The following is a 22,951-nucleotide window of genomic DNA, read 5'->3' as shown; positions in this document are numbered from 1 at the left end:
TTCTATCGTATCCTTTGAATGTGCTTACCAACTATGGAGGCCAGGACCGAGATGTCCATTCTTTCGACTATGTGACGGTCTGATCCATACAAATAAATGTAAAATCCTCGATAATGGTTCCGTCGATTTCTATTGACCCATGCGCGGCTCGAAAGCATCCTGCGCCGAGACACATGTCCTGCCGTCTGCACGGCTCGGCTGCGGTTCACCGCCGCGGGGTCCGTCCGATGGTCAGGGATACCGGTAATTCGAGATCGTCCGCTTTTGCATTTTCACAAGGAGATTGAGAATGTCCCCGACTGCAACCGAGAAGACCGCCGCGCCGGCTGGTTCGATCCTCGATGAAGCGCCGCCGCAGAATGAGCTGATGAACACGGCGAGGGTCGCTAGTGAGATCCTCGTTCCGGGTGCAAGCCAGCTGATTGCCGGCAACGTCGCCAGCGGCGTCGGCCATTTCCTGGCCAATGGCGTCGCGCTTGCGGTGCTCGCCCCGACGATGCCGGTGCTGGCTGCGCTGGCCGTGATCGGCATCCGGGCGAATTCGTACAGCATGAGCACCAGGGGGGCGGCCCTCTGGAAGAGGTAAGCAGGGTCGAGTCGCACCTCGCCTGCTTCGTGGTTCGTCGCGGTTTCGCCTGAAAGGCAACGATCTGGCAGGAGTGCCTGCCCGGCAATCCCGCCGGATCGTCATCGCCGATCGCCGGTATGAGCGACGGCCCCGGTGACCCCCATCCTGCGACCTCCCCGCGGGGTCGTGCATCCGAATAGTTTTCGGCTCCCGGTGCTGTCCAGCGCTCGGATTGCCGTTGTTTTAGCCTCGCTCTGAAGCATCCGCGGGATCGCTCCGCGGCATGCCGGACCTCGGATTGTCCTGGGACCGCCAGGATTTCCGACGATAGGCGAATGCTGCCCGAATTTCTGAATACTGCCCGAATTTGTGGGAGCTGCAGTGATATCTCGCAAGCAGACTGCTGAATATCAGCCAGACGATGACGGCAAGGCCCCCGCGTCGGACCGGATGCCAGAGGATGCGAAGCCGCCGGCCGCCGGCGGCGAGGGCATGGCCGATGCGCTCGACCAGCGCTACGCCGAGACGCTGAGACGGGCGTCGACCAAGATCAAGGATCTGCTGCGCGAGAACGCGTCGCTGAAACGGCGTGGTCTGATCGCCGTCATCGGCCTCGCCTGCCGCTTTCCCGGCGGGGCCGGGACTCCGGACCAGTTCTGGGACCTCCTGGCCGAGGGCCGGGACGCCGTGGCCGACATCCCGCCGGCGCGGTGGGATCTGGAGCGCTGGTGGGATCCCGATCCGGAAGCTCCGGGCCGGATGTATGTGCGCAGCGGGGCCTTTCTCGACGACGTGAAGGGCTTCGACCCCGTCTTCTTCAGCATCACCCCCAAGGAGGCCGAGGCGCTGGACCCGCAGCAGCGGCTGCTGCTCGAAGTCAGCTGGGAGGCCTTCGAGGATGCCGGGCTCGATCCCCGGCGGCTGGCCGGCGGCCGGGTCGGGGTGTTCATCGGCCTGTCGAACTACGACTACATCCAGGCTCATATCCATTCCGGAGATGCGGCGCGGATCACGGCCTATTCAGGCAGCGGCGTGATGTTCAGCACCGCCGCCGGCCGGCTGTCCTACTTCTACGATTTCCATGGGCCCTGCCTGACGCTCGACACCGCCTGCTCATCCTCGCTGGTCGCGCTCGATGCCGCGATGAAGAGTCTGCGCAACGGCGAATGCGATGTGGCGCTCGTCGGCGGCGTCAGCCTGCTGCTGTCGCCGGACAGCACCGTGGCGCTGTGCAAGGTGAAGGCGCTGGCGGCCGACGGCCGCAGCCGGGCCTTCGACGACGCCGCCTCGGGCTATGGCCGGGGTGAAGGCTGCGGGCTGCTGGTTCTCAAGCGGCTGGAAGACGCCGAGCACGGCGGCGACCGGATCCAGGCGGTGCTGGCGGGATCCGCGGTCAATCATGACGGCCGCAGCAACGGCCTGACCGCTCCCAACGGCGTCGCCCAGCAGGCGGTGATCCGGACTGCCCTGGCCGATGCGGGCCTGGAACCCGAGGCGATCGACTACATCGAGGCCCATGGCACCGGCACGCCGTTGGGCGACCCAATCGAATTCGAGGCCCTGCGCCAGGTCTTCGGTCCGCGCGCCAGCGGCCAGGAACTGCTGCTGGGTTCGGTCAAGTCCAACATCGGCCATACCGAGGCCGCCGCCGGCGTCGCCGGCGTGATCAAGGTCGTTCTGGCGCTGCGGCATCGGCGGCTGCCGGCGAGCCTGCATTTCGCCACGCCGAACCGGCACATCGATTGGGCGGCGGCGCCCATCCGGGTGACCGGCGATGCGGTCGATTGGCCCGGTCGCGACCGGCCGCGCGCGGCAGGGGTCAGCTCCTTCGGTCTCAGCGGCACCAACGCCCATGTCGTCGTCGTCGAACCGCCGGCGGTGCCGCAACCCGCATCGGCGGACGAGCCGCGGCCGGTCCACATCCTGCCGCTGTCCGCAGCCACCGTTCCGGCCCTGCACGACCTGGCGGATCACTGGCGCCGACATCTCGAGACTGCCGATCCGTCGACGGTCGCCGATCTTTGCTTCACGGCCGGGACGAGGCCGACCCTGCGCGAGCGGCTGGCGGTGACGGGCGCCACCGTGGCGGAGATCGCGGCTGCCCTCGCCGCGGCGCCGACCGACGCTGACGCGTCGAGCCGCCGCCGGCAGGGGGCCAAGGGGCCGGTGTTCCTGTTCACCGGCCAAGGTTCCCAATATGTCGGCATGGGCCGGGCGCTCTATCGCTCGCAGCCGGTGTTCCGGGCCGCTTTCGACCGCTGCGCGGCCGCGCTGGGCGACACGCTCGGCCGGCCGCTCGTCGATATCGTCATGGCGCCGGAGACCACGGCGGCTGAGCTGGCCGCGACGGCAGTCGCCCAACCTGCGCTCTATGCTTTGCAATGGGCGCTGACCGAACTGTGGGCGAGCTGGGGCGTCAAGCCGGCTGCGGTCCTCGGCCACAGCATCGGCGAGTATGCCGCCGCGGCGGCGGCGGGGATCCTTGACCCCGAGGCGGGCCTGCGGCTTGCCGCCGAGCGGGGCCGGAGGATGCAGCAGCTCCCGGCTGGCGGCGCCATGGCTGCGGTCTTCGCCTCCGTCGACGCGGTCGCCCCGGCCCTGGGCGCGGCCGGCGGCCGGGTCGTCGTGGCGGCGGTCAACGAGACCGATGCCGTGACCCTGTCCGGCGAGGCGCCGGCATTGCAGGCAGTCCTGGCCGATCTCGCCGTGCGGGGGATCGAGGCCCGGCCGCTCGACGTGTCCCACGCCTTTCACTCGCCGCTCATGGCGCCGATGATTGCGGGATTCGAGGCGGCCCTGGCCGACGAACCGTTCCGCCCGGCACGATTGCCCTTCTACTCGACGGTTTCGGGTGACGCCTGGCCGGCGCGCGAGCGGCTGACCGCCGGGTACTGGGCCGAGCAGATCCTCGCCCCGGTACAATTCCATGCCGCGATCACGGCGCTCCGCCGCGACGGCTACGACACCTTCCTGGAGATCGGCCCCGGCGACACGCTCGCCGCCTTGGCGCGCGGTGGCGAGACCCCGGTGCTGGCGCTGAGCTCGCTGCGTCGCGGCGTCGACGATTGGCGACAGATCACGGCGACGGCGGCCAGGCTCTGGACGGGCGGCGCCGAGATCGATTGGGCCGGGTTCGACAGGCCCTGGCCGCGGCGCAAAACGGCAGCGCCGCCCTATCCGTTCCAGCGCCAGCCCTTTTGGCTGGAGGTCGGTCCGCTGCGACCGGCCATGAGCCCCACAGAGGCGGCCCGGCCCGCGGTGGACACGATCACCCCGGCGGCCGAGGCCGCACCGTTACCAGTCGAGGTGAGAGCGATGGACAGGCGTCCGCAAGTGACTTCCGATCTCGTGGCCGCGCTGGCCGAGGTGAGCGGCTTCAGCCCCGACGAGATCAGTCCTGCCGAGCGCCTGATGAATATGGGCCTCGATTCCCTGATGCTGCTGAAGCTCGGGCAGACCGTGGAGCGCGCCTACGGCGTCGAGCTGAAGATGAGCCAGCTGTTCGATGATCTGGGAACGCTCGACGATGTCGCGGCCTATGTCATGCGCCACGGCACCGTCGCCCCGGCCGAAGTGCCGGCGGCTGCGGCGGCTCGGCCAGCGGTGTCGGAGGTCGCACCGGTCTCGGCTGCACCGATGACCGCGCCGGCCGGCCTTCCGGTCGCTCCCCCGCCCGTGCTTTCCGGCGCGGAGATGCCGCTGCTGCAGCAGCAGCTGCACTATCTGGCGCAGATGGCGGCGCAGAACCTGCAAAGCATGACCGAGCTTACCCGCCAGCAGCTCGGCCTGACCGGGACGATCGCTCAGCCGGCCGCTGTTGCCTTGCACGCCGTCGCCGGGATGGCCACTTCGACGCCTCATATCGCAGCTCCGGTCGCTGTCGTTTCGCAAGCCGCGCCTGAGAGCGCGAAAATCCTGAAGCTGACCCCGCCCGCGCCTGCCAAGGTGCCGAAGTCGACGGCTGTGGCCGCGATCCGCGGGATCAACCTGGCCGGTGCCAGGCTGACGCCGGAACAGCAGGCCTTCGTCGAGGCCGTGGTCCGCGACCATGTGGCACGCACCGGCCGCTCCAAGACGCTGACCCAGGAATCGCGCGCGGTCCTGGCCGACTGGAAGCACACGCTGTCGTTCTGGGGGCAGCTCAAGGAGGCGAAGTATCCGATCGTCTCCGCCCGCTCAGAAGGGGCGCGGTTCTGGGATCTCGACGGCAACGAATATGTCGACGTCGCCATGGGCATGGGCGTCCATTTCTTCGGCCACAAGCCGGGGTTCATCCAGGACGCCCTCGAGCAGCAGATGGCGGCGGGGCTCGAGCTCGGCACCCAGTCGCGGCTGACCGGTGCCGCCGCCCAGCTGTTCCACGAACTGACCGGCAACGAGCGGGTGGCCTTCAGCAACACCGGCTCTGAAGCCGTCATGGTCGCGATCCGGCTCGCCCGCGCTGTGACCGGGCGGCCCAAAATCGTGATCTTCAAGAATTCCTACCACGGCATCTTCGACGGCGTGCTGGCGGTCGAGGATGACGGCGCCATCGTCCCGATCGGGCTGGGCACGCCGCAGGCCATGATCGCGGATGTGATGGTCCTCGAATACGGGTCGGCGCGCGCGCTGGAGCTGATCCAGGCCCATGCTCATGAGTTGGCCGCCGTCCTGGTCGAGCCGGTGCAGAGCCGCAATCCGGACCTGCAGCCGCAGGGCTTCCTGAAGAAGCTGCGCCGGATCACGCGGTCGGCCGGCACGGCGCTGATCTTCGACGAGATGATCAACGGCTTCCGTATCCTGCCCGGCGGCGCCCAGGCGTGGTTCGGCATCGACGCCGACATCGCGGTGTACGGCAAGATCGTCGGCGGCGGCATGCCGATCGGCGTGATCGCCGGCAAGGCCAGGTATCTCGACTACATCGACGGCGGCGCCTGGGCCTATGGCGACCGGTCGGGACCGCAATCGGCGATGATCTATTTCGGCGGTACCTTCTGCCGCAACCCCGCGACCATGGCTACCACCCATGCGGCCCTGGCCCATATGAAGGCCAACGGGCCGGCGCTGCAGCAGGCGGTGACGGCACGGACGACGGCCTTCTGCGACCGCCTCAACCGTTGGTTCGAGCAGCAGCGGGTGCCGCTGCGCGCCAAGCATTTCTCATCGCAGTGGCGGCTGGTGCCGCTGGGCGACAAGGACCTGCAGCCGATCGAGCTGGAGCTCCTGTATCTCCTGATGCTCGATCGCGGCGTCTATACCTGGGAGCGTCGGATCTCGTTCTTCTCCGAGGCGCATGGCTCGGCCGAGATCGACCATGTCTTCGACGTCGTGACCGGCAGCGTCCGGGACATCCGCGCCGGCGGCTTCGCCTGGTCGATCGACGAATACCCGGACCCGCAATTCGCCGCCCCGTCCTCGGCGCAGCGGCGGCTCTATGCCCTGGACCAGCGCCCGGGCGTCCAGATGGCCTATCATCTGCCGCAGGCCTTCTGGATCGATGGGCCGCTCGATCTCGACCGGCTCGAAGACGCCTTCCGCACCATCATCCAGCGGCACGAGAGCCTGCGGACGAGCTACGTCGTGCTTGATGGCGAGCTGGTCGCCAAGCGCTGGGCCGAGCCGCGCTTCGAGATCGAACGGCTGTCGGCGGACGAGGCCACGATCGACCGGACGGTCGCCGCCTTCCTGCGGCCGTTCGATCTGGCCGAGGCGCCGCTGATGCGGGTGGCGACGGTGTCGGTCCGGCCCGATCGTCACCTGCTGCTCACCGATGCGCATCACATCGCCGCCGACGGCCTGTCCAGCAACGTCCTCGCCGCCGATCTGATGGCGCTCTACGAGGGGCGCCCGGCGGCGCCCGTCACCTACGACCTGCGCCGCTGCCTCAGCCTGGCCGATGCCGGCGCGGAGGGTGACCGTGGCCGGGCGAACGCGGCCTTCTGGCAGGACCAGCTCGCCGGCGAGCTGCCGCTGCTGGAGCTGCCGGCCGACCGGCCGCGCATGGCCGAGCCGGACTTCCAGGGCGACACGGTGGTCCTGACGCTGCCGGCGGAGACCACCCGGGGGTTGAGGGAGCTTGGCCGTCGATCGGGCGCCTCGCTCTACATCGTCCTGCTGGCGGCGTGGAGCACCCTGCTGCATCGCCTGACCGGACAGGGCGACATCCTGGTGGGCGGCGCGGCCTCCGGCCGGCAGCAGCGCGAGCTCGCCCAGGCGGTCGGCATGTTCGTCAACACCGTGGTGTTCCGCACGCGGCCCGCTTCGGACCAGCCGTTCCGCCGGCATCTCGAGGCCGTCGCCGCGACCTGCCTGGCCGTCTACGATCACCAGGACTATCCGTTCGAGGCGATCGCGGCCCTCGACCGCAGCCGGCCGAAGGACCGCAACCCGGTCTTCGACACCATGCTGTCCTATGAGAATGCCAGCGATCGGACGTTCCGGATCGCGGATCTCGCCTTCTCCCCGCATGAGATCGCGGTGCCGGCCGCGATGTTCGATCTCTTCCTCGAAGCGATCGAGGAGCATGAGGTGCTGAGGCTGCGCTTCGGCTATGCGACCGCGCTGTTCGACCGCAGCACGGTCGAGCGCTGGGCCGCGTCGTTCGAGCGGATCGTCGCCGGGGTGTTGACCGACCCCGATCGGCCGCTCGGCCGTCTCGACCTCCTGGGACGTGGCGAGCGCGACATCATCGCCCGGTTCAACGACACCGCTGCCGCCTATCCCGAGGCGGCGACCCTGCTTGACCTCTTCGCGGCATCGGTGGCGCAGCATCCCGCTCGCCCGGCGGTGGTCTTCGACGCGGTCGAGCTGTCCTACGCCGAGCTCGACAGGCGGGCCGAGCGCCTGGCCGCGGCCTTGGCCGGACGGGTCGGACCTGGCGGCTTCGTCGGCATCTTCCTCGAGCGGTCCGAGGCGGTGGCGGTCGCCATTGTCGCCATCCTCAAGGCCGGTTGCGCCTATGTGCCGCTCGACGTGTCCTATCCGCCAGATCTCGTCGACCACATGCTGACCGATGCGGGCTGCCGGGCGGTGCTGACCACCGCGGCGCTGGCGGAGCGCTTGCCGGCGGCACAGCGCGGCCTCGCCCTCGACATCGCCGCCCCGGGCGATGTGCCCTCAGTGCGGCTGTCGGGGCCGCGGCCAGACGGCGTCGCCTATGTCATCTACACCTCGGGCTCGACGGGCCGGCCCAAGGGCTGCCTTGTCAGCCATCGCAACGTGGTTCGTCTGCTGGTCAACGACCGGCATGATTTCCGGTTCGGCGCCGACGATGTGTGGCTCTGCGCCCATTCTTTCTCGTTCGACTTCTCGGTCTGGGAGCTGTGGGGCGCCTTGGCCTATGGCGGCCGGGTCGTGATCGCGCGGCAGGAGGAGGCGCGCGATCCGAACGCGGTCCTCGACCTCATCCGCCGTCATCGGGTGACCGTCCTCAACCAGACGCCGGGCGCCTTCTACGGCCTGATCGAGGCTGAAGCCGGCCAGCCGGTGCACGATCTCGCCGACCATCTCCACACCGTGATCTTCGGCGGCGACCGGCTGGAGCCGACCTATCTCCAGCCCTGGGCGGAATTATATCCGCCGCACCAGGTGGTGCTGGTCAACATGTACGGCATTACCGAGACCACCGTGCATGTCAGCTACTACCGGCTGAGCGACGCCGACATTTACGGGCCGCCGCAGCGCAGCCTGATCGGCCGGCCGCTGCCGGAGACCACGATCGCGGTGCTGAGCCCGCTGATGGAGCCGCAGCCCCTCGGGGTGTCGGGCGAGCTCTGGGTCGGCGGCAGCGGCGTGTGCGGCGGCTACCTCAACCGCCCGGAGCTCACCGCCGAACGCTTCGTCGAGCATCTCGGCCGACGGCTGTACAAGACCGGCGACCTTGGCCGGCTGCGCGCCGACGGCGTGCTCGAATATCTCGGCCGCAACGATCATCAGGTGCAGGTCCGCGGCCATCGGGTTGAGATCGGCGCCGTGGAGCAGCAGCTTCTGAGCCATCCCGGGGTCGCCAAGGCGCTGGTGATCGACCGCGACGGATCCCAGGGCACCCGGGAGCTGGTGGCGTATGTGATCGGCACGGCCGGGCTGACGGCCGTGGGCCTGCGCCAGCATCTGGCCGAGGCGCTGCCCGACTACATGATCCCGAACCACTTCGTCGCCCTGGACGCGCTGCCGCTGACCGCGAACGGCAAGGTCGATCGGGCGGCCCTGCCCCCGCCGGAGCAGGCGCGGCTGGCGCCGGGCAGCAGCTTCGTGACGCCGCAGGATCCCGTGGCGATCGCGATCGCGCGCGTCTGGCAGGAGGTCCTGGGCCTGGACCGGGTCGGCGCCGATGACAATTTCTTCGCGCTGGGCGGCGATTCGATCAAGGCGCTGCAGATCGTCAGCCGGCTGCATCGGGCCGGCGTGCGCCTGACAGCGGGCCAGATCTTCTCGGCCAGGACCGTGGCCCGCCTCGCCGCCCTGGCGGCTCCCGCGGCGCCCGCCGGCGAACCGGCCGCACGGCGCGACCGGGCCGGGCTGACGCCGATCCAGCACTGGCTGGTGAGCGATCTCCGGCGCGATATCGGCCATTTCAACAACACCGCCCTGCTGGCCAGCGCCGACCCGGTCGACGCGGAGGCGCTACAGCGTGCGGTCGATGCGGTGGTGGCGCACCATGACGCCCTGCGCCTCGCGCTCGACCTCACGGCGACGCCGCCACGCCAGATCGTGACGGCGGCTGCCGCAGTGACGGTCGAGATCGTCCCGCTCGGCACCGTCGCGGAGCTGACCGCCTATGCGACGAAGCTGCATCGCAGCTTCGATGTCACGCGGCCGCCACTGCTGCGGGTGATGATCTGCCGGTTGCCGGACGGCGACCGGGTGCTGGTGCTGTGCCACCACCTGGTGGTCGACGGGCTGTCCTGGCGCATCCTGCTGGAGGATCTGACTGAGGCCTATGCGGCGGCGCGCGACGGTCGCGCGATCGCGCTGCTGCCGACCAGCCGGCCCTGGCTCGACTGGGCCGGGATGCTGGAGGCCCATGCCGGGAGCCCCGAGCTCCTGCCCGAGCTGCCCTATTGGACCGCGGTCGATGCGACGCCGCTGCCCGCATGGCCCCAGGATTTCGAGGACCCCATCAATGAGACCGGCGATGCCCGACGGGTGCGGTTCACCCTCGGCGAGCGGCAGACCCATGCGCTTCTGACTGAAGCGCCGCGCCGCCATGGCGCCCGGATCAATGCGATCCTGCTGACCGCCGTGGCCCGCGCCTGCCGCGACTGCTTCGGCATCGAGCGGATCCGGGTCAGGCTCGAAGGCCATGGCCGGGAAGAGATCGTCCCGGGCGTCGACCTCAGCCGGACGGTCGGCTGGTTCACCTCGATGTTTCCGGTGGTCCTGGATATCGCCGGCGCCGCGGACCTCGCGGCCGAGTTGCACCGCGTGGCCGAGACCCTGGACCGGGTGCCGAACAAGGGCATCGGCTACGGGATCCTGCGCTACCTCACCCCGGATGGCGCCAAGGCCCTGCGCGGGTTCGGCGGGGCGCCGGAGATCAGCGTCAACTATCTCGGCCAGTTCGATGCCGAGTCCGGCGGCGGCTTCAGCCTCTCCGACGAGAACACGGGCCCGAATATGGGGCCGTCGGTGCCCCGCCAGGCGCTGATCGAAATTGAGGCGGCCGTGGTCGGTGGCCGGCTCGCGGTCGAGATCGGCTATGGCAGCCGGATCCACGCGCAGCCGACCATCGATCGGCTGACGGCGGCCCTGCAGGCAGCGCTCGGCGCCCTGGCCGGCGATCAAGGCGGAGCCGGGTTGCCGGACTCGGTGCTTGCCGTTCTGGGTGTCGATGAGCGCATGGTCGAGGCGGTACTGCCGCTGTCCTCGCTTCAGGAGGGCATGCGGTTCCATGCCCTGAGCGGCGACCGCGCCTCCTATTTCCAGCAATTCACCTATCGTCTGACCGGTGACCTCGATCTCGGCTGGTTCGACGCCAGCTGGCAAGCATTGGCGGCCCGCCACCAGTCATTGCGGGCCGCGATCGTGGAACTGCCCGACGGGCGGCCGGTCCAGGTGGTGCTGCGGCACCGTCCCCTGCCGGTCCTGGTCCGGGACATCAGCCATCTGTCGGCCGTCGGACAGGCGGCGGCGCTCGCCGCGATGACCGCCGACGACCGCGCCCGAGGCTTCGATCTGGCGCGTGACCCCCTGATGCGGCTGAGTGTGCTGCGTCTCGGTCCGCAGGAGTTCGAGGTGCTGTGGACCATGCACCACATCGTCGTCGACGGCTGGTCGCTGGGGATCCTGCAGCAGGAGCTGATGGCGATCTATGGAGCCCTCGCCGATGGCGGAACGCCGAAGCTTCCGCCGGCGCCGCAATTCGCCCGCCATCTTGACTGGCTGGCGGCGCGCGACCCGCAGGCCGGCCGCGGCTATTGGCAGAAGATCCTGGCAGATTGCCCGCCGCCGTCGACCCTGCCCGGGATCAATCCCGCCGGACGTCGCGCCGGCATCGCTGTGGAGGAGTATCGCTTCGAGCTGGACCCGGCCGAAACCGCCAGGCTCAAGGGCCTCGCCGCGCGCCTCGAGGTCACGCTCAACACGCTCGTGCAAAGCCTGTGGTCGGTGCTGCTCTCGGGCTTCGCCGGCTCGGACGACGTGATTTTCGGTGCCGTGGTCTCCGGCCGTCCGCCGGAGCTACAGGGGGTCGAATCGATCGTCGGCCTGTTCCTGCAGACGATCCCCGTCCGCGTCAGGTTCGAAGCCGATGACAGCTTCGCCACGCTGTGCCGCAGGGTGCAGCAGGCGGCCACCGAGGCCGAGCCCTTCCACCATCTGCCGCTGGCCGAGATGCAGCGTCTGGGCGGGCTGCGCCGGACCCTGTTCGACCATGTGCTGGTGTTCGAGAACTATCCCCTCGGCGGCGACGCCAGCGGCCGCTTCCGCATCGGCGAGGTCAAGGTTGCCGAGCACATGCATTACGACTTCAGCCTGGTGATCGATCCGGGCGAGACGCTGCTGGCCACCTTCACCTTCAACCGCAACGTCATCTCGGCCGCCGAGTTCACCAGGATCGAGCGGGAGATCCGCGCCCTGGTCGCCGCCGTGCTGGCGGATCCCGACCAGCAGTTCGACCGGATCGACTTCGTCGTTGTCGAACCCCTGGCAGTGGATCCGCCGGCGACGGCCCCTGGGACGGTCCTCGATCTGGTCGAGCGGCAGGTCGCCCTTGATCCGGAGCGCAGCGCGGTCGAGGAGGAGGGCAGGGGCATCAGCTACGGAACTCTCGATGCCCGTGCCGCTGGCCTCGGCCGAATCCTGAAGGCCCTGGGGGTTCGCCGCGGCGTGCCGGTGGCCCTCTATCTCCGCAACGGCATCGACTATGTGGCCAGCATCCTGGCGGTGCAGAAGGCGGGCGGCATCTTCGTCCCGCTGGACGTGGACTCGCCCAGCCGCCGTCTGGTCCAGCTGATGGAACGGGTCGCCCCGGCCGCGGTGGTGACCGACCTCGATCTGCGCGATAGCCTCGGCGAAGCGCTCGGCGCCTTGCCGGACGGCCTGGTCACCTGGGCGGCCGACGGCACGCTGAACCACGCCGCCGCAGCGGTCGAGGACCAGAGCCTCGCCGAGCGGCCGCAGCCCGGCGACCCGATGTATGTGATGTTCACCTCGGGCTCGACCGGAGAGCCCAAGGCGATCCTCTCCGGCCATGAGGGGCTGCACCATTTCATCGCCTGGGAGCAGGCGGAGCTGGGCGTCGGCTCCGGAACGCGGGTCAGCAATCTCGCGCTGACCACCTTCGATGTCAGCCTGCGCGACATCTTCCTGCCGCTGGCATCGGGCGGAACGATCTGCGTGCCGCCGCCCGCCGCCCGGCGCGATGCCGCGCTACTCGCCGCTTGGCTGGCCGAGGCGGAGGTGGAGGTCAGCCACGTCGTGCCGAGCCTGTTCCGCTCGACCCTGAAGGAGCTCGAGCAGAACCCGCGGCCGCTGCCGCGGCTGCGGCATCTCCTGTTCGCCGGCGAGACGCTGTGGGGCAGCGACGTCGAACGCACCCGCCGGGTGCTCGGGCCCGATGTGGCCCTGCGCAATCTCTACGGCCCGTCCGAGACGACGCTGGCCAAATGCTGCATGAGGATCGGCGCGGCGCCGCTCGACCCTGCCCGGGCCGTGCCGGTCGGCAGGCCGCTGCCGGGAGTCCAGGTGCTGGTGCTCAAGGACGGCCGGCCGGCACCGGCGGGAGCGCTGGGCGAGTTGCACATCGTGCCGCCCTTCCAGCCGCTCGGCTATTTTCGCGATGAGGCCCGCACGGCGGAAAGCTTTATCGCGGCGCCGTCCGCCCTGGGGCTGGCGGGCCTGATGTACCGCACCGGGGATCTCGGCCGGGTTCTGGCCGATGGCACGATCGAGGTCTGCGGCCGGCTGGATGGCCAGGTCAAGGTCAACGGCGTCCGCATCGAGACGGCCGAGATCGAGAGCGCGGCCAGGGCCAGCGACGAGATCGACCAGGTCGCGGTGGTCGCCCATCGGCGGGCCGACGGCGACAGCGCGCTGGCCTGCTACTACACCGAAAAGCGCCCCCTCGATCAGGGCGTGCTGCGCGAGCGTCTGGCGCTGGTGCTGCCCCAGGCGATGGTGCCGCATTTCTTCCTGCGGCTGGACGCCTTCCCGCTGAACATCAACGGCAAGATCGACCGTCGCGCCCTGCCCAAGCCCGAGGAGCTGATCACCGACCGGATCCGCTACGAGGCGCCGGAGGGAGCTGCCGAAACCCGGATCGCGGCGATCTGGGCCGAGGTGCTGGGGCTCCCCCGCGTCGGCGCCAATTCGCCGTTCTTCGAGATCGGCGGCGATTCACTGCGCGCGATCCGGCTGCTGTCGCGGATCAACCAGGCCTTCGAAGGCGAGCTTTCGATCGCCGCGTTCTTCGAGCAGCCGACGGTGCGCGGCATGGCTGCGGCCCTGAGCGGCGTCTCCGTTGCTGCGGAAGGGCGAATTCCGGCGGTGGCGCCGGCCGCAGCCTATCCGCTGTCCCATGCCCAGCGCCGGCTCTGGGTCCTGGACCAGTTCGGTGGCAACCCGGCCGCCTACACCCTGCCGGCAGCTTATCTGCTGGACGGGCCGCTGGATGCCGCGGCGCTGACGAGCGCCTTCGAGGCGCTGGTGGCGCGGCACGAGGCGCTGCGGACCGTCTTCGTCGAGGTCGACGGCGAGCCGTACCAGACGATCCTGGCCGAGCCCAACTTCCGGGTGGAGTGCGTCGACCTCTCCCATGAATCCGACCCGGAGGCGGCCGCACGCGGGCTCGCCGCTCGCCATGCCGCGCACCGCTTCGACCTCGCCCGCGGCTCGTTGCTGACGGCCAGCCTGCTCGCGCTCGGGCCCTCGCGGCATGTCTTGCTGGTCAATGTCCACCACATCGTCAGCGATGCCTGGTCGGTCACCGTGATGGTGGAGGAGCTGCTGCGGCTGGTCCGCGGCGAGACGCTGCCGCCGTTGCGGATCCACTACAAGGACTATGCCGCCCAGGAGGCCGCGGCCCCGCGCACACCTACCGCCGCGGCCGTCCGGAGCTGGTGGCATCGCCAGCTCGGAGACCTGCCCGAGCGGGCCGAGCTGCCCAGCGACCGCTCGCCGCCGGGCCTGCCGAGCTTCGATGGCGATCGGGTCAGCATCGCGCTGAATTCGGCCGTGCTGGGGCGGCTGCGCGAATTCGCCCAGGCCGGCCGCAGCACGCTGTTCACCGGACTCCTCACTGCCGTGCTGGCTGTGCTGCATCGCTACACCGGCCAGCGCGACCTCGTGGTCGGGACCCCGGTGGCCTGCCGCGACGATCCCGATCTCGAGGCCCAGGTCGGCTTCTACGTCAATACCCTGGCCCTGCGTGTGGCGCTCGCCGAGGCCGAGACCTTCGAGGCGCTCTTTGCGAAGGCCAGGGACAGCCTGACCGGGGCGCTCGACCACCGCAGCCATCCGTTCGATCTGCTGGTCGACGAGCTCGACCTGCCGCGCGACAGCCGCCGGCCGCCTCTGTTCGATGTCATGGTGGTCTTCCAGGACAGGCTGCAGCGCAGCTTCGCCCTGGACGGCATCGAGATCTCTCTCTTCGCCGATGACGGCAAGGTCGCGAAATTCCCGCTGGTCTTCGAGTTCGTCGAGACCACGGCGGGCGTCGTCCTCAACCTCGAATATTCCACCGATCTGTTCGACCGGGACCGCATCGAGCGGCTGGCCGGTCACTTCCAGCACCTGCTGGCGGCCGCGGTCGCCGATCCGGCGCGGCCGGTGACGGCGCTCGACCTCTTGGGCGAGGAGGAGCGGCGCCTGCTGCTCGGGCCCGACACGGCCACCACGACACCGCCGGACACGACCGTGCCCGCCGCCTTCGCGGCGGTGGCCGCGGCCCAGCCCGCCAGCCTGGCGGTGATCCATGAGGATGTCGGCCTCACCTATGCCGAGCTGGAGGGCCGCGCCAACGCGCTGGCGCGGGCCCTGGTCAAGGAGCACGGCGTGCGCCCCGGCGACATCGTGGCGGCGCTGCTCGATCGTTCCGAGCGTCTGGTGGTGGCCTTTCTCGGCATCCTCAAATGCGGGGCGGTCTATCTGCCGCTCGATCCGACCTACCCCGAGGAGCGGCTGCGCTACATGCTGGGCGATGCCGCGGCCAAGGTGGTGGTGACCGAGGCGCCGCATGCCGCCCTGGTGGCGGACGGGGAGCACAGCACGCTCGACATCGGCCGCCTGGGCTCGGTGGCGGTCGCCCGGGCGCCGCGCGCGGCGCCAAGTGCCGGCGATCCGGCCTATCTGATCTACACCTCCGGCTCGACCGGCCAGCCCAAGGGTGTGCTGCTGGAGCATCGCGGCGCGGTCAATCTGGCGGCCGCCCAGCATCTGGGCCTGGGCATCGAGCCCCGGCATCGGGTGCTGCAATTCGCCCCGTCCTCGTTCGATGCCTCGGTCTGGGAAATGCTGATGGCGCTGCTGAACGGCGCCACGCTGGTGATCGCCGGCCCGGACCGGATCCGCGATCCGCTCACCTTCGCCGACTATCTCCGCCGTCACCAGGTGAGCGTCGCGACCCTGCCGCCGACCTATCTCGCCGAGCTCGACGACGCCGCGCTCGATCCGCTGGAATTGCTGATCACCGCCGGTGAGCCGCCCAGGCCCGACCAGGCGTTGCGGCTGGCCGGCCGGCTTGCCTATGTCAACGCCTATGGCCCGACCGAGACCACAGTCTGTGCCACCTGGCACCGCGTCGATCCCGTGCTCGACCGCGACCGGCCGATCCCGATCGGGCGCGCGATCGCGAACACCCAGGCCCTGGTGCTGGATCCGCACGGCAATCTCGCCCCGATCGGGGTGCCGGGCGAGATCCATATCGGCGGCCTCGGGCTGACGCGGGGATATCTCGGACGGCCGGCCCTCACCGAAGCCGCACTGGTCGCCCATCCTTTCGCTGCGGGCCAGCGGCTGTATCGCAGCGGCGACCAGGGCGTGGTGACGGCGACGGGCGACATCCTCTACCTCGGCCGCAAGGACGGCCAGGTCAAGCTGCGCGGCCACCGGGTCGAGCTGGGCGAGATCGAGCGGGCCATCGAACGTCACCCGCAGGTCGCCCATGCGGTGGTCAGCCTGTACCGCAACGGCACCGGCCCCGATCTGGTGGCCTATGTGGTGCCGGAGGGGCAGGCGTCGGTTGCGACCCTTCGCGACAGCCTCGTCCGCAGCCTGCCCGACTACATGGTGCCGGCCCATTGGGTGATGCTGGACGCCTTGCCGCTGCTGCCGAACGGGAAGCTCGATCATGCCGCCCTGCCGCCGCCCACCGCGGGCGCGGCGGATGATGGCGATGTGGCCGACGGCCCGCTGGAGGCGCTGGTGGCCCAGACCTGGCGCGATGTGCTGGGCCGCAACGGCTTCGGGCGGCACGACCGCTTCTTCGAGCTCGGCGGGGATTCGATCAAGGCGATCCAGGTCGTCGGCCGGCTGCGCCAGGCCGGACACCGGATCGAGATGCGGGAGTTCCTCGAGGGCCCGACCGTGGCGACCGTGTCCGCGCGGCTCGCTGCAGCCGCGCCGGCACCCGAACCGCCGGCGTCCCGCAGTCCGGCTGGCCTCGCGGCGCATGTTTCGCTGAGTGCCGCAGAATTCGAGGGGCTGCTCGGTGGCGAATGACACGGCACCCCGGCTGTCGCGGGAGACAGTCGAGCGGATCTACCCGCTGCGGCCGCTGCAGCAGGGCATGCTGTTCCATGAACTGTCAACGCCGGAGGCGCCGCCCTATTTCCGGCAGGTCTCGTTCACGATCGACGGCGCCTTCGACCCGGCGCTGTGTGAGGCGACGTGGAACCGGCTGATGGAGCGGCACGAGTTGCTGCGGTCGACCTTCGACTACGAAACCACATCGCAGCCGCTCCAGATCGTGCTGAAGCGGCAGACCGTGGAGTTCGGCTTCGAGGATCTCGAAGGGGCCGACGCGGCCGCGCGGATCCAGGCATGGCGTCGCGCGGATGAGAGGCGGGGCTTCGACCTGCGCCGCGACCGGCTGATGCGGATCCAGCTGTTCCGCCTGGGTCCCGACCGCTTCGAGATGATCTGGAGCCACCCGCATATCCTGCTCGACGGCTGGTCCGGCGCCATCCTGCTCGATGAATTCGCCCGGATCTATGCCGCGGCCCGATCGGGCCGGGCGCCGGATCTGCCGGCACCGCCGGCGCCCGGGGACTATCTGGCGGCGCTGGCGGACCGCGATCCGGCCGCAACGCGCCGCCATTGGGCGACCCTGCTGGCCGAGTATGACGAACTCTCCACCCTGCCGCGGCCGGCCGGCCGCCGCGCCCGGCCGCAGCCGGCGATGCATCGCTTTCGCATCGGCGAGCGCGAGACCGCTGCCGCAGCGGCTCTCGCGGCGCGCAGCGGTGTCACGCTCGGCACCATGCTCCAGGCGCTCTGGGGCATTCTGCTCGGGCGCTGGGTCGACCGAGGGGACGTGGTCTTCGGCACCGTGGTGTCGGGCCGCTCGGTTGCGATCCCGGGCGTGGAGCGCCTGGTCGGCTGTTTCATCAACACCGTGCCGGTGCGGGTCCGCCTGGCTCCGCGGCAGGGTTTCGCCGGGCTGCTGCAGGCGCTGCAGCGCCAGGCCCTCGACGGCCTTGCGCATGACCACGCCGGCCTGGCCGAGATCCAGACGGCCTCCGCGGTGCCGGACGGGCTGCTCGACCATCTGCTGGTCTTCGAGAACTATCCGGCGGTGGAGGACGGCACGGCGGATGCCGAGTTCCGGGTCACTATGGCCGAGCCGTTGGAACAGGCCAATTATGATTTCGGCGTGATGGTGCATGCCGGCGCCGCGCTCGATGTGACCCTGCCCTATGATGCGGCCGTCTTCGCCCCTGCCCGGATGCGGCAGATTGAGGCGCAACTGCGTTCGCTGGTGGCGCAGGTGCTGGCCGATCCCGATCGGCCGGTGGACGAGCTCGACGTGCTGGGTGCCGAGGAGCGGCAGGCGCTCGAGGCCGGCGCTGCCGGGCCGGCCGTGCCCTGGCCCGAGACGGCGACGCTGGTCGACCTCTGGCACGCCCAGGTCGATCGCACGCCAGACGCCGAAGCCGTGTCGGCCGGGGACGAGCGGCTGAGCTATCGCGAGCTGGACCGGGCGGCGGACGATGTCGGCCGCCGGCTCCTGGCCGACGGACTTGCGCCGGAAGAGGTGGTGGGCGTGCTGGCGGATCGCGGGATCGGCCGGATCGTCGCCTTGCTGGGCRTCCTCAAGGCGGGTGGCGTCTACCTGCCTTTGAGCCCGGCCTTCCCCGACGGGCGCATCGGCTTCATGCTCGACGACACCGGCTGTCGCACGGTGCTGACCGACGCGGCCGGGGCGGCGCGGCTGGCGCCGCTGCGCCCCGGTGTTGCCCGTCCAATCGCCGGCGAAGCTGTGGCAGCCGGGAAACGGTTGGGCGGGGCGTCGCCGCGGAGCCTGGCCTACATCATCTTCACCTCGGGTTCGACCGGCCGGCCGAAGGGCGTGGCGGTCGAGCATCGCGGCTTCGTCAACATGATCCTGGCGCAGATCTCGGGGTTCGGCGTCCGGCCCGACGACGCCGTCGTTCAGTTCGCTTCCTGCTCGTTCGACGCCTCGCTCTCCGAGATCTTCATGGCGCTGCTGGCCGGCGCCCGGCTGGTGCTGGCGCCGGAGGCGACGATCCGCGACGGCGCCAGGCTGCTGGCGCTGATGGCTGCGGAGCGGGTGACGGTGGCGACGCTGCCGCCCTCCTATCTGCGGGCGCTCGACGGCGCCGATCTGGGCGGCCTGCGCGTGCTGCTCACCGCGGGCGAGCCGCCCGACGAGCGCGATGCCAGGCACTATGCCCGCAGGCTGCGCTACTTCAACGCCTATGGTCCGACCGAAGCTTCGGTCTGCGCCAGCTGGCAAGAGGTCGATCCGGACGCGGCCTATCCGGACGGGATCCCGATCGGTCGGCCGATCGCCAACACCCGGATGACGGTGCTGGACCGGGCCGGACGATCGATGCCCGTCGGCGCGGTCGGCGAGATCTGCCTGGCCGGGCCGGGGCTCGCCCGCGGCTATTTCGGCCGGCCGGATCTCTCGGCGGAGCGCTTTGTCGATGTGGACGGCCGTCGGGTCTACCGCACCGGCGATGCGGGGTTGGTGCAGCCCGATGGGACGGTGGTCTATCTCGGCCGGCGCGACAACCAGGTAAAGTTTCACGGCTATCGGGTTGAGCTCGGCGAGATCGAGAGCCTGTTGCGCGGGCACCCGGCCGTGGCCCAGGCCGCCGCCATCGTGCGCGACGAGCCGAAACGGATCGTGGCCTATGTCGTCCCGCGGGGCGAAGTCGATCCGGCTGTGCTGCGGCACGCCCTGGCGGCGGAGCTGCCGCCCTGGATGGTCCCGGCCGCGGTGGTCCTGCTGCCCGAATTGCCGCGCACCGTCGCCGGCAAGATCGACCGGAATGCCCTGCCGGCGCCGGAGCGTCCATCCGCCGTCGGTGAGGCACCGATGACGCCGGCCGAAGCAGCGGTCGCCGAGGCCTTTGCCGCCGTGCTGGGCAGCGGTCCGCTCGGCCGGCATGGCTCCTTCGCCGGGTCGGGGGGGGATTCCCTGCGCGCCATCCAGCTTCTGGCGCGGCTCCGCCGGGACGGCTTCGCGCTCGATCTTCGGGGCCTGCTCGCCGCTGACACGGTGGCGGCGGTGGCGGCGGTCGCTGCGACCGCGGAGGCCGGCGGAGATGATCGACCGGTCACGGGGGCGCTGCCCCTGACTCCGATCCAGCGGTGGCTGTTCGGCGCGCACAGTCGAGGGTTCGCGCATCTGAACCATCTTGTCCTGCTGCAGGCCGCGGCGCCTCTGGACGGGGCGGCCCTCGCTGCGGCCGTGGATGCCCTCTGGCGGCACCATGACGCGCTGCGCCTGCGCTGCCGCCAGGACGCCGGCGTCTGGATCCAGGAGATCGCCGCCCCGGAGCCCGGGCCCGGTGTCAGGGAGTTCGATCTGCGCCAACTGGCGGATCCCTGGCCGGCGCTGACGGCCGACGCCACGGCGCTCCAGGCGGGCTTCGATCTCGGCCGCGGGCCGCTGTTCAAGACGGTGCGCTACCGGCTGGCGGAGGGCGACCATCTGCTGCTGACGGCGCACCATCTGGTGGTGGATGCGGTGTCGTGGCGCTTCATCCTCGAGGATCTGTTCTCCGGCCTGCGCCAGGCAGCAACGGGCCAGCCGATCGTCCTGCCCGGCAAGACCACCTCCTATCGCGCCTGGGCGACGGCGCTGGACGGTTGGAGCCGCAGCGCGGCGCTCGAGGCGGAACGGCCCTATTGGGCGAAGATCGCTGGGGCCACCGTGCCGCCGCTGCCGACCGACGCCGCGGTGGTCGAGCATGGCTACGCCGAAACCGAGGCCATGACCGTGGATCTCGACGCGATTCCGTCCGGCGTTCCGGACACGCGGATCGTCGCGCGGCTGCTGGCCGCGCTGGCCGACGCGCTGCACGGCTGGGATGGTCGGCGGCTGGCGCGGGTGATGCTGTCGAGCCATGGCCGCAACCCGCCCGTGCCTGGCATCGATCCGGCCCGCACGGTCGGCTGGTTCACCGCGGATTTCCCATTTCTCATCGATTGTCCGGGCGGCCCGGCTGCGGTGCAGGGGATCGAGGCGGCGCTGGCCTCGGTGCCGTCGAAGGGATTGGGCTGGGGCGTGCTGCGGTGGCTGTCGCCAAGCCCGATCGGCGGGACCGAGGCGGAGCTCAGCCTCAACTATCTCGGCACCGCCGTCCCGGAGCTCGACCCGGCGTTCCGGCTCAGCGAGCGGCTGCCGAATGCGTCGATCGGCACCATGGAGCGCCGCCGCCTGATCGAGCTGGAGGCTTGGGTGACCTCGGGGCGGCTCCGGCTCGGGCTGCGCTATGCCCCCGGACTCCATGCGCCGGCCGCGATCCGCGCTCTGGCGCAGGGGCTCGCCGAAAGCTTCGCTGCCGGATCGAGCCCGGAAGGTGAGCAGTCAAAGGTTGGAGAGGAAAACGCCTTAACAGGCAGTCGAGCGTAAGAGCTACGTGACTTTGATAAATAATTTCAGCGATTTCTACTATAGGAGATATGCATGAAACGCGGAGTATCGAAGACGTCACCATGGCTTCTGCCGCTGGCTTTGTCCGTCGCGATTGCGCCAGCCGCGCCCAGCTGGGCAGAGGCGCTGCCTCTGACCACATCAAGGGCCGCGCCGGCGATCGCCGGTCCGACCGCGACCCTGGCCGCCCCTCGAGGCTCCGCCGAGGAGGTCAGCCCGATCGTCCCCGGCTATCCGCCGGCAGTCTGCGCTGCGCCGCCGATCTCCGGGCCGATCGTCGAGAAGAAGACGGCATCCAATGTACAGCCGAGCCGGCCCTTCCCCGCGACCTGGCAAAAGGTGCTGGACAGCTTCACCGCCAATGGCCGCGTCCCCGGCGCCGTGATCCTCGTCAAATCGCCGGACTGGGGGGTAAGACTCGGCACCACCGGCTATGCCAATCTTGAGGCCAAGACCCCGATTTCGCCCGACATGCAGTTCCGCGTCGGCAGTGTCTCCAAGATCTTCACCGCCCAGACGATTCTGCAGATGGAACAGGAGGGCAAGCTCAAGCTCACCGATCCGGTGCTGAAATACCTGGACGACGATGGCATCGTCGCCGGGATACCGTATATCAACGAGATGACCATCGGCATGCTGCTGCAGATGACCACGGGCATCACCAACTATCTGGCCGACAGCGATATTGGATTCTCGCCCCAAATAACGCCGCAACGGCACTTCGATCCCGATCAATTGATGAGCGGATTGAGCAACAACGGTCCGAACCCGCCGCTGCCGTCCGACTTCGCACCCGGCGCGACCTATCCGAATCCCTACTGGGCGACCATCTACGGGAGCGCGCCGCCGGAGCCGCCGCAATATCCCTTCTGGTACTACTCCAACTCGAACTACATCCTGCTGGGAATGATCGCCGAGAAGATCAGCGGCCAGAAGGCTGAGCAGGTGATCCAGCATTACGTGATGGATAAGCTCGGCATGCGGGACACCTATTTCGCGACCAACGATCAGCAACTGCCGCAGATGCACGGCTACACCAAATGGGGTTCGATCCCCTATCCGCAGCAGGTCTACGAGGACTGGTGCGACGTCACCGCGACGAATCCGAGCTATGCCTGGACAGCGGGGGCCATCGTCTCGACGCCGTGGGATCTGCTGAAGTTCGGAGAGGGGATGTTCCGATCCGACCAGTTGCTGAACCAGGGCACCAAGGAGAAATGGTTCACCTTCGTCTCGGCGGACATCCATATCGGCTGGCAGCCGATGGACTACGGCGTCGGCGGGCTGATGCAGCCGGCGCGGTCMTATGGCAGCGCCCGCGGCCATGGCGGGGCGTTCCCGGGCTACAAGACCTTGCTCTATTACTTCTTCGACGCGGACACGTTCTTCGTGCTGGCCTCCAACACCTGGGACCAGGAGTGGGAGGCCAACATGCTCGACCAGATCATGCCGCTGGTCTCGTCGGCCGTGACGACGCCGCAGCCGGGCGAGAGTGCGCAGGTGAAACCCATCAACGGCCTGGTTGACCTCGCCTGGCAGGCCGGCCGGATCTATGGGACGAGCTACAACGTCTATTGGGGGACGGACGCCGACGCGGTCGATCAGGCAAGTCCCGATGCGCATGACGGCGTGGAATTCAAGAACGTTCCGGGGACCGGTGTCGAGGCGATGCTGAAGCCCGGCGCCACCTATTACTGGCGGGTCGATACCGTCGCGCAGGATCAGGTGATCCCGTTGGTGAACGGGCCTTTGTGGACATTCACCACCAGCGCCGCCCAGTGAGGTCTGAAGGAAGCGCCGTCCTCGACACCCGGTGTCGGGGGCGGCGCCGTTGTGCGGGT

The 22,951-nt window shown here is 69.6% G+C and carries 4 protein-coding genes; all 4 read left to right on the top strand.

All coding sequences use genetic code 11. The annotated features are described in order from the left end of the window. Positions 1 to 289: 289 nt before the first annotated feature. The 4 genes from AB4Z01_RS01540 (at position 290) to AB4Z01_RS01525 (ending at position 22,892) form a co-directional block, all read left to right on the top strand. Positions 290 to 586 carry a hypothetical protein gene (locus AB4Z01_RS01540; RefSeq protein ID WP_441689787.1) on the top strand — a complete coding sequence of 99 codons (297 nt, stop codon included), beginning with the start codon at positions 290 to 292 and terminating at the stop codon, positions 584 to 586. Between the two features lie 432 nt (positions 587 to 1,018). After that, the gene (locus tag AB4Z01_RS01535) at positions 1,019 to 16,702 is read left to right on the top strand and encodes an amino acid adenylation domain-containing protein (protein WP_441689786.1); all 15,684 of its coding nucleotides are present in this window, start codon (positions 1,019 to 1,021) and stop codon (positions 16,700 to 16,702) included. Next, positions 16,692 to 21,089, top strand: coding sequence for an amino acid adenylation domain-containing protein (locus AB4Z01_RS01530; RefSeq protein WP_441689784.1), 4,398 nt, complete (start codon positions 16,692 to 16,694; stop codon positions 21,087 to 21,089). The genes AB4Z01_RS01535 and AB4Z01_RS01530 overlap by 11 nt, the downstream gene beginning before the upstream one ends. A 54-nt stretch (positions 21,090 to 21,143) precedes the next feature. Beyond that, positions 21,144 to 22,892, top strand: a complete 1,749-nt coding sequence (locus tag AB4Z01_RS01525; RefSeq protein WP_441689783.1) for a serine hydrolase — start codon at positions 21,144 to 21,146, stop codon at positions 22,890 to 22,892. Positions 22,893 to 22,951: the final 59 nt, after the last annotated feature.

It is taken from the genome of Inquilinus sp. YAF38 (genome assembly GCF_052113205.1).
Taxonomy (GTDB): Bacteria; Pseudomonadota; Alphaproteobacteria; order DSM-16000; family Inquilinaceae; genus Inquilinus.
The sequence above is the reverse complement of the archived record's forward strand: the minus strand, read 5'-3'. Positions and strand labels throughout refer to the sequence as shown.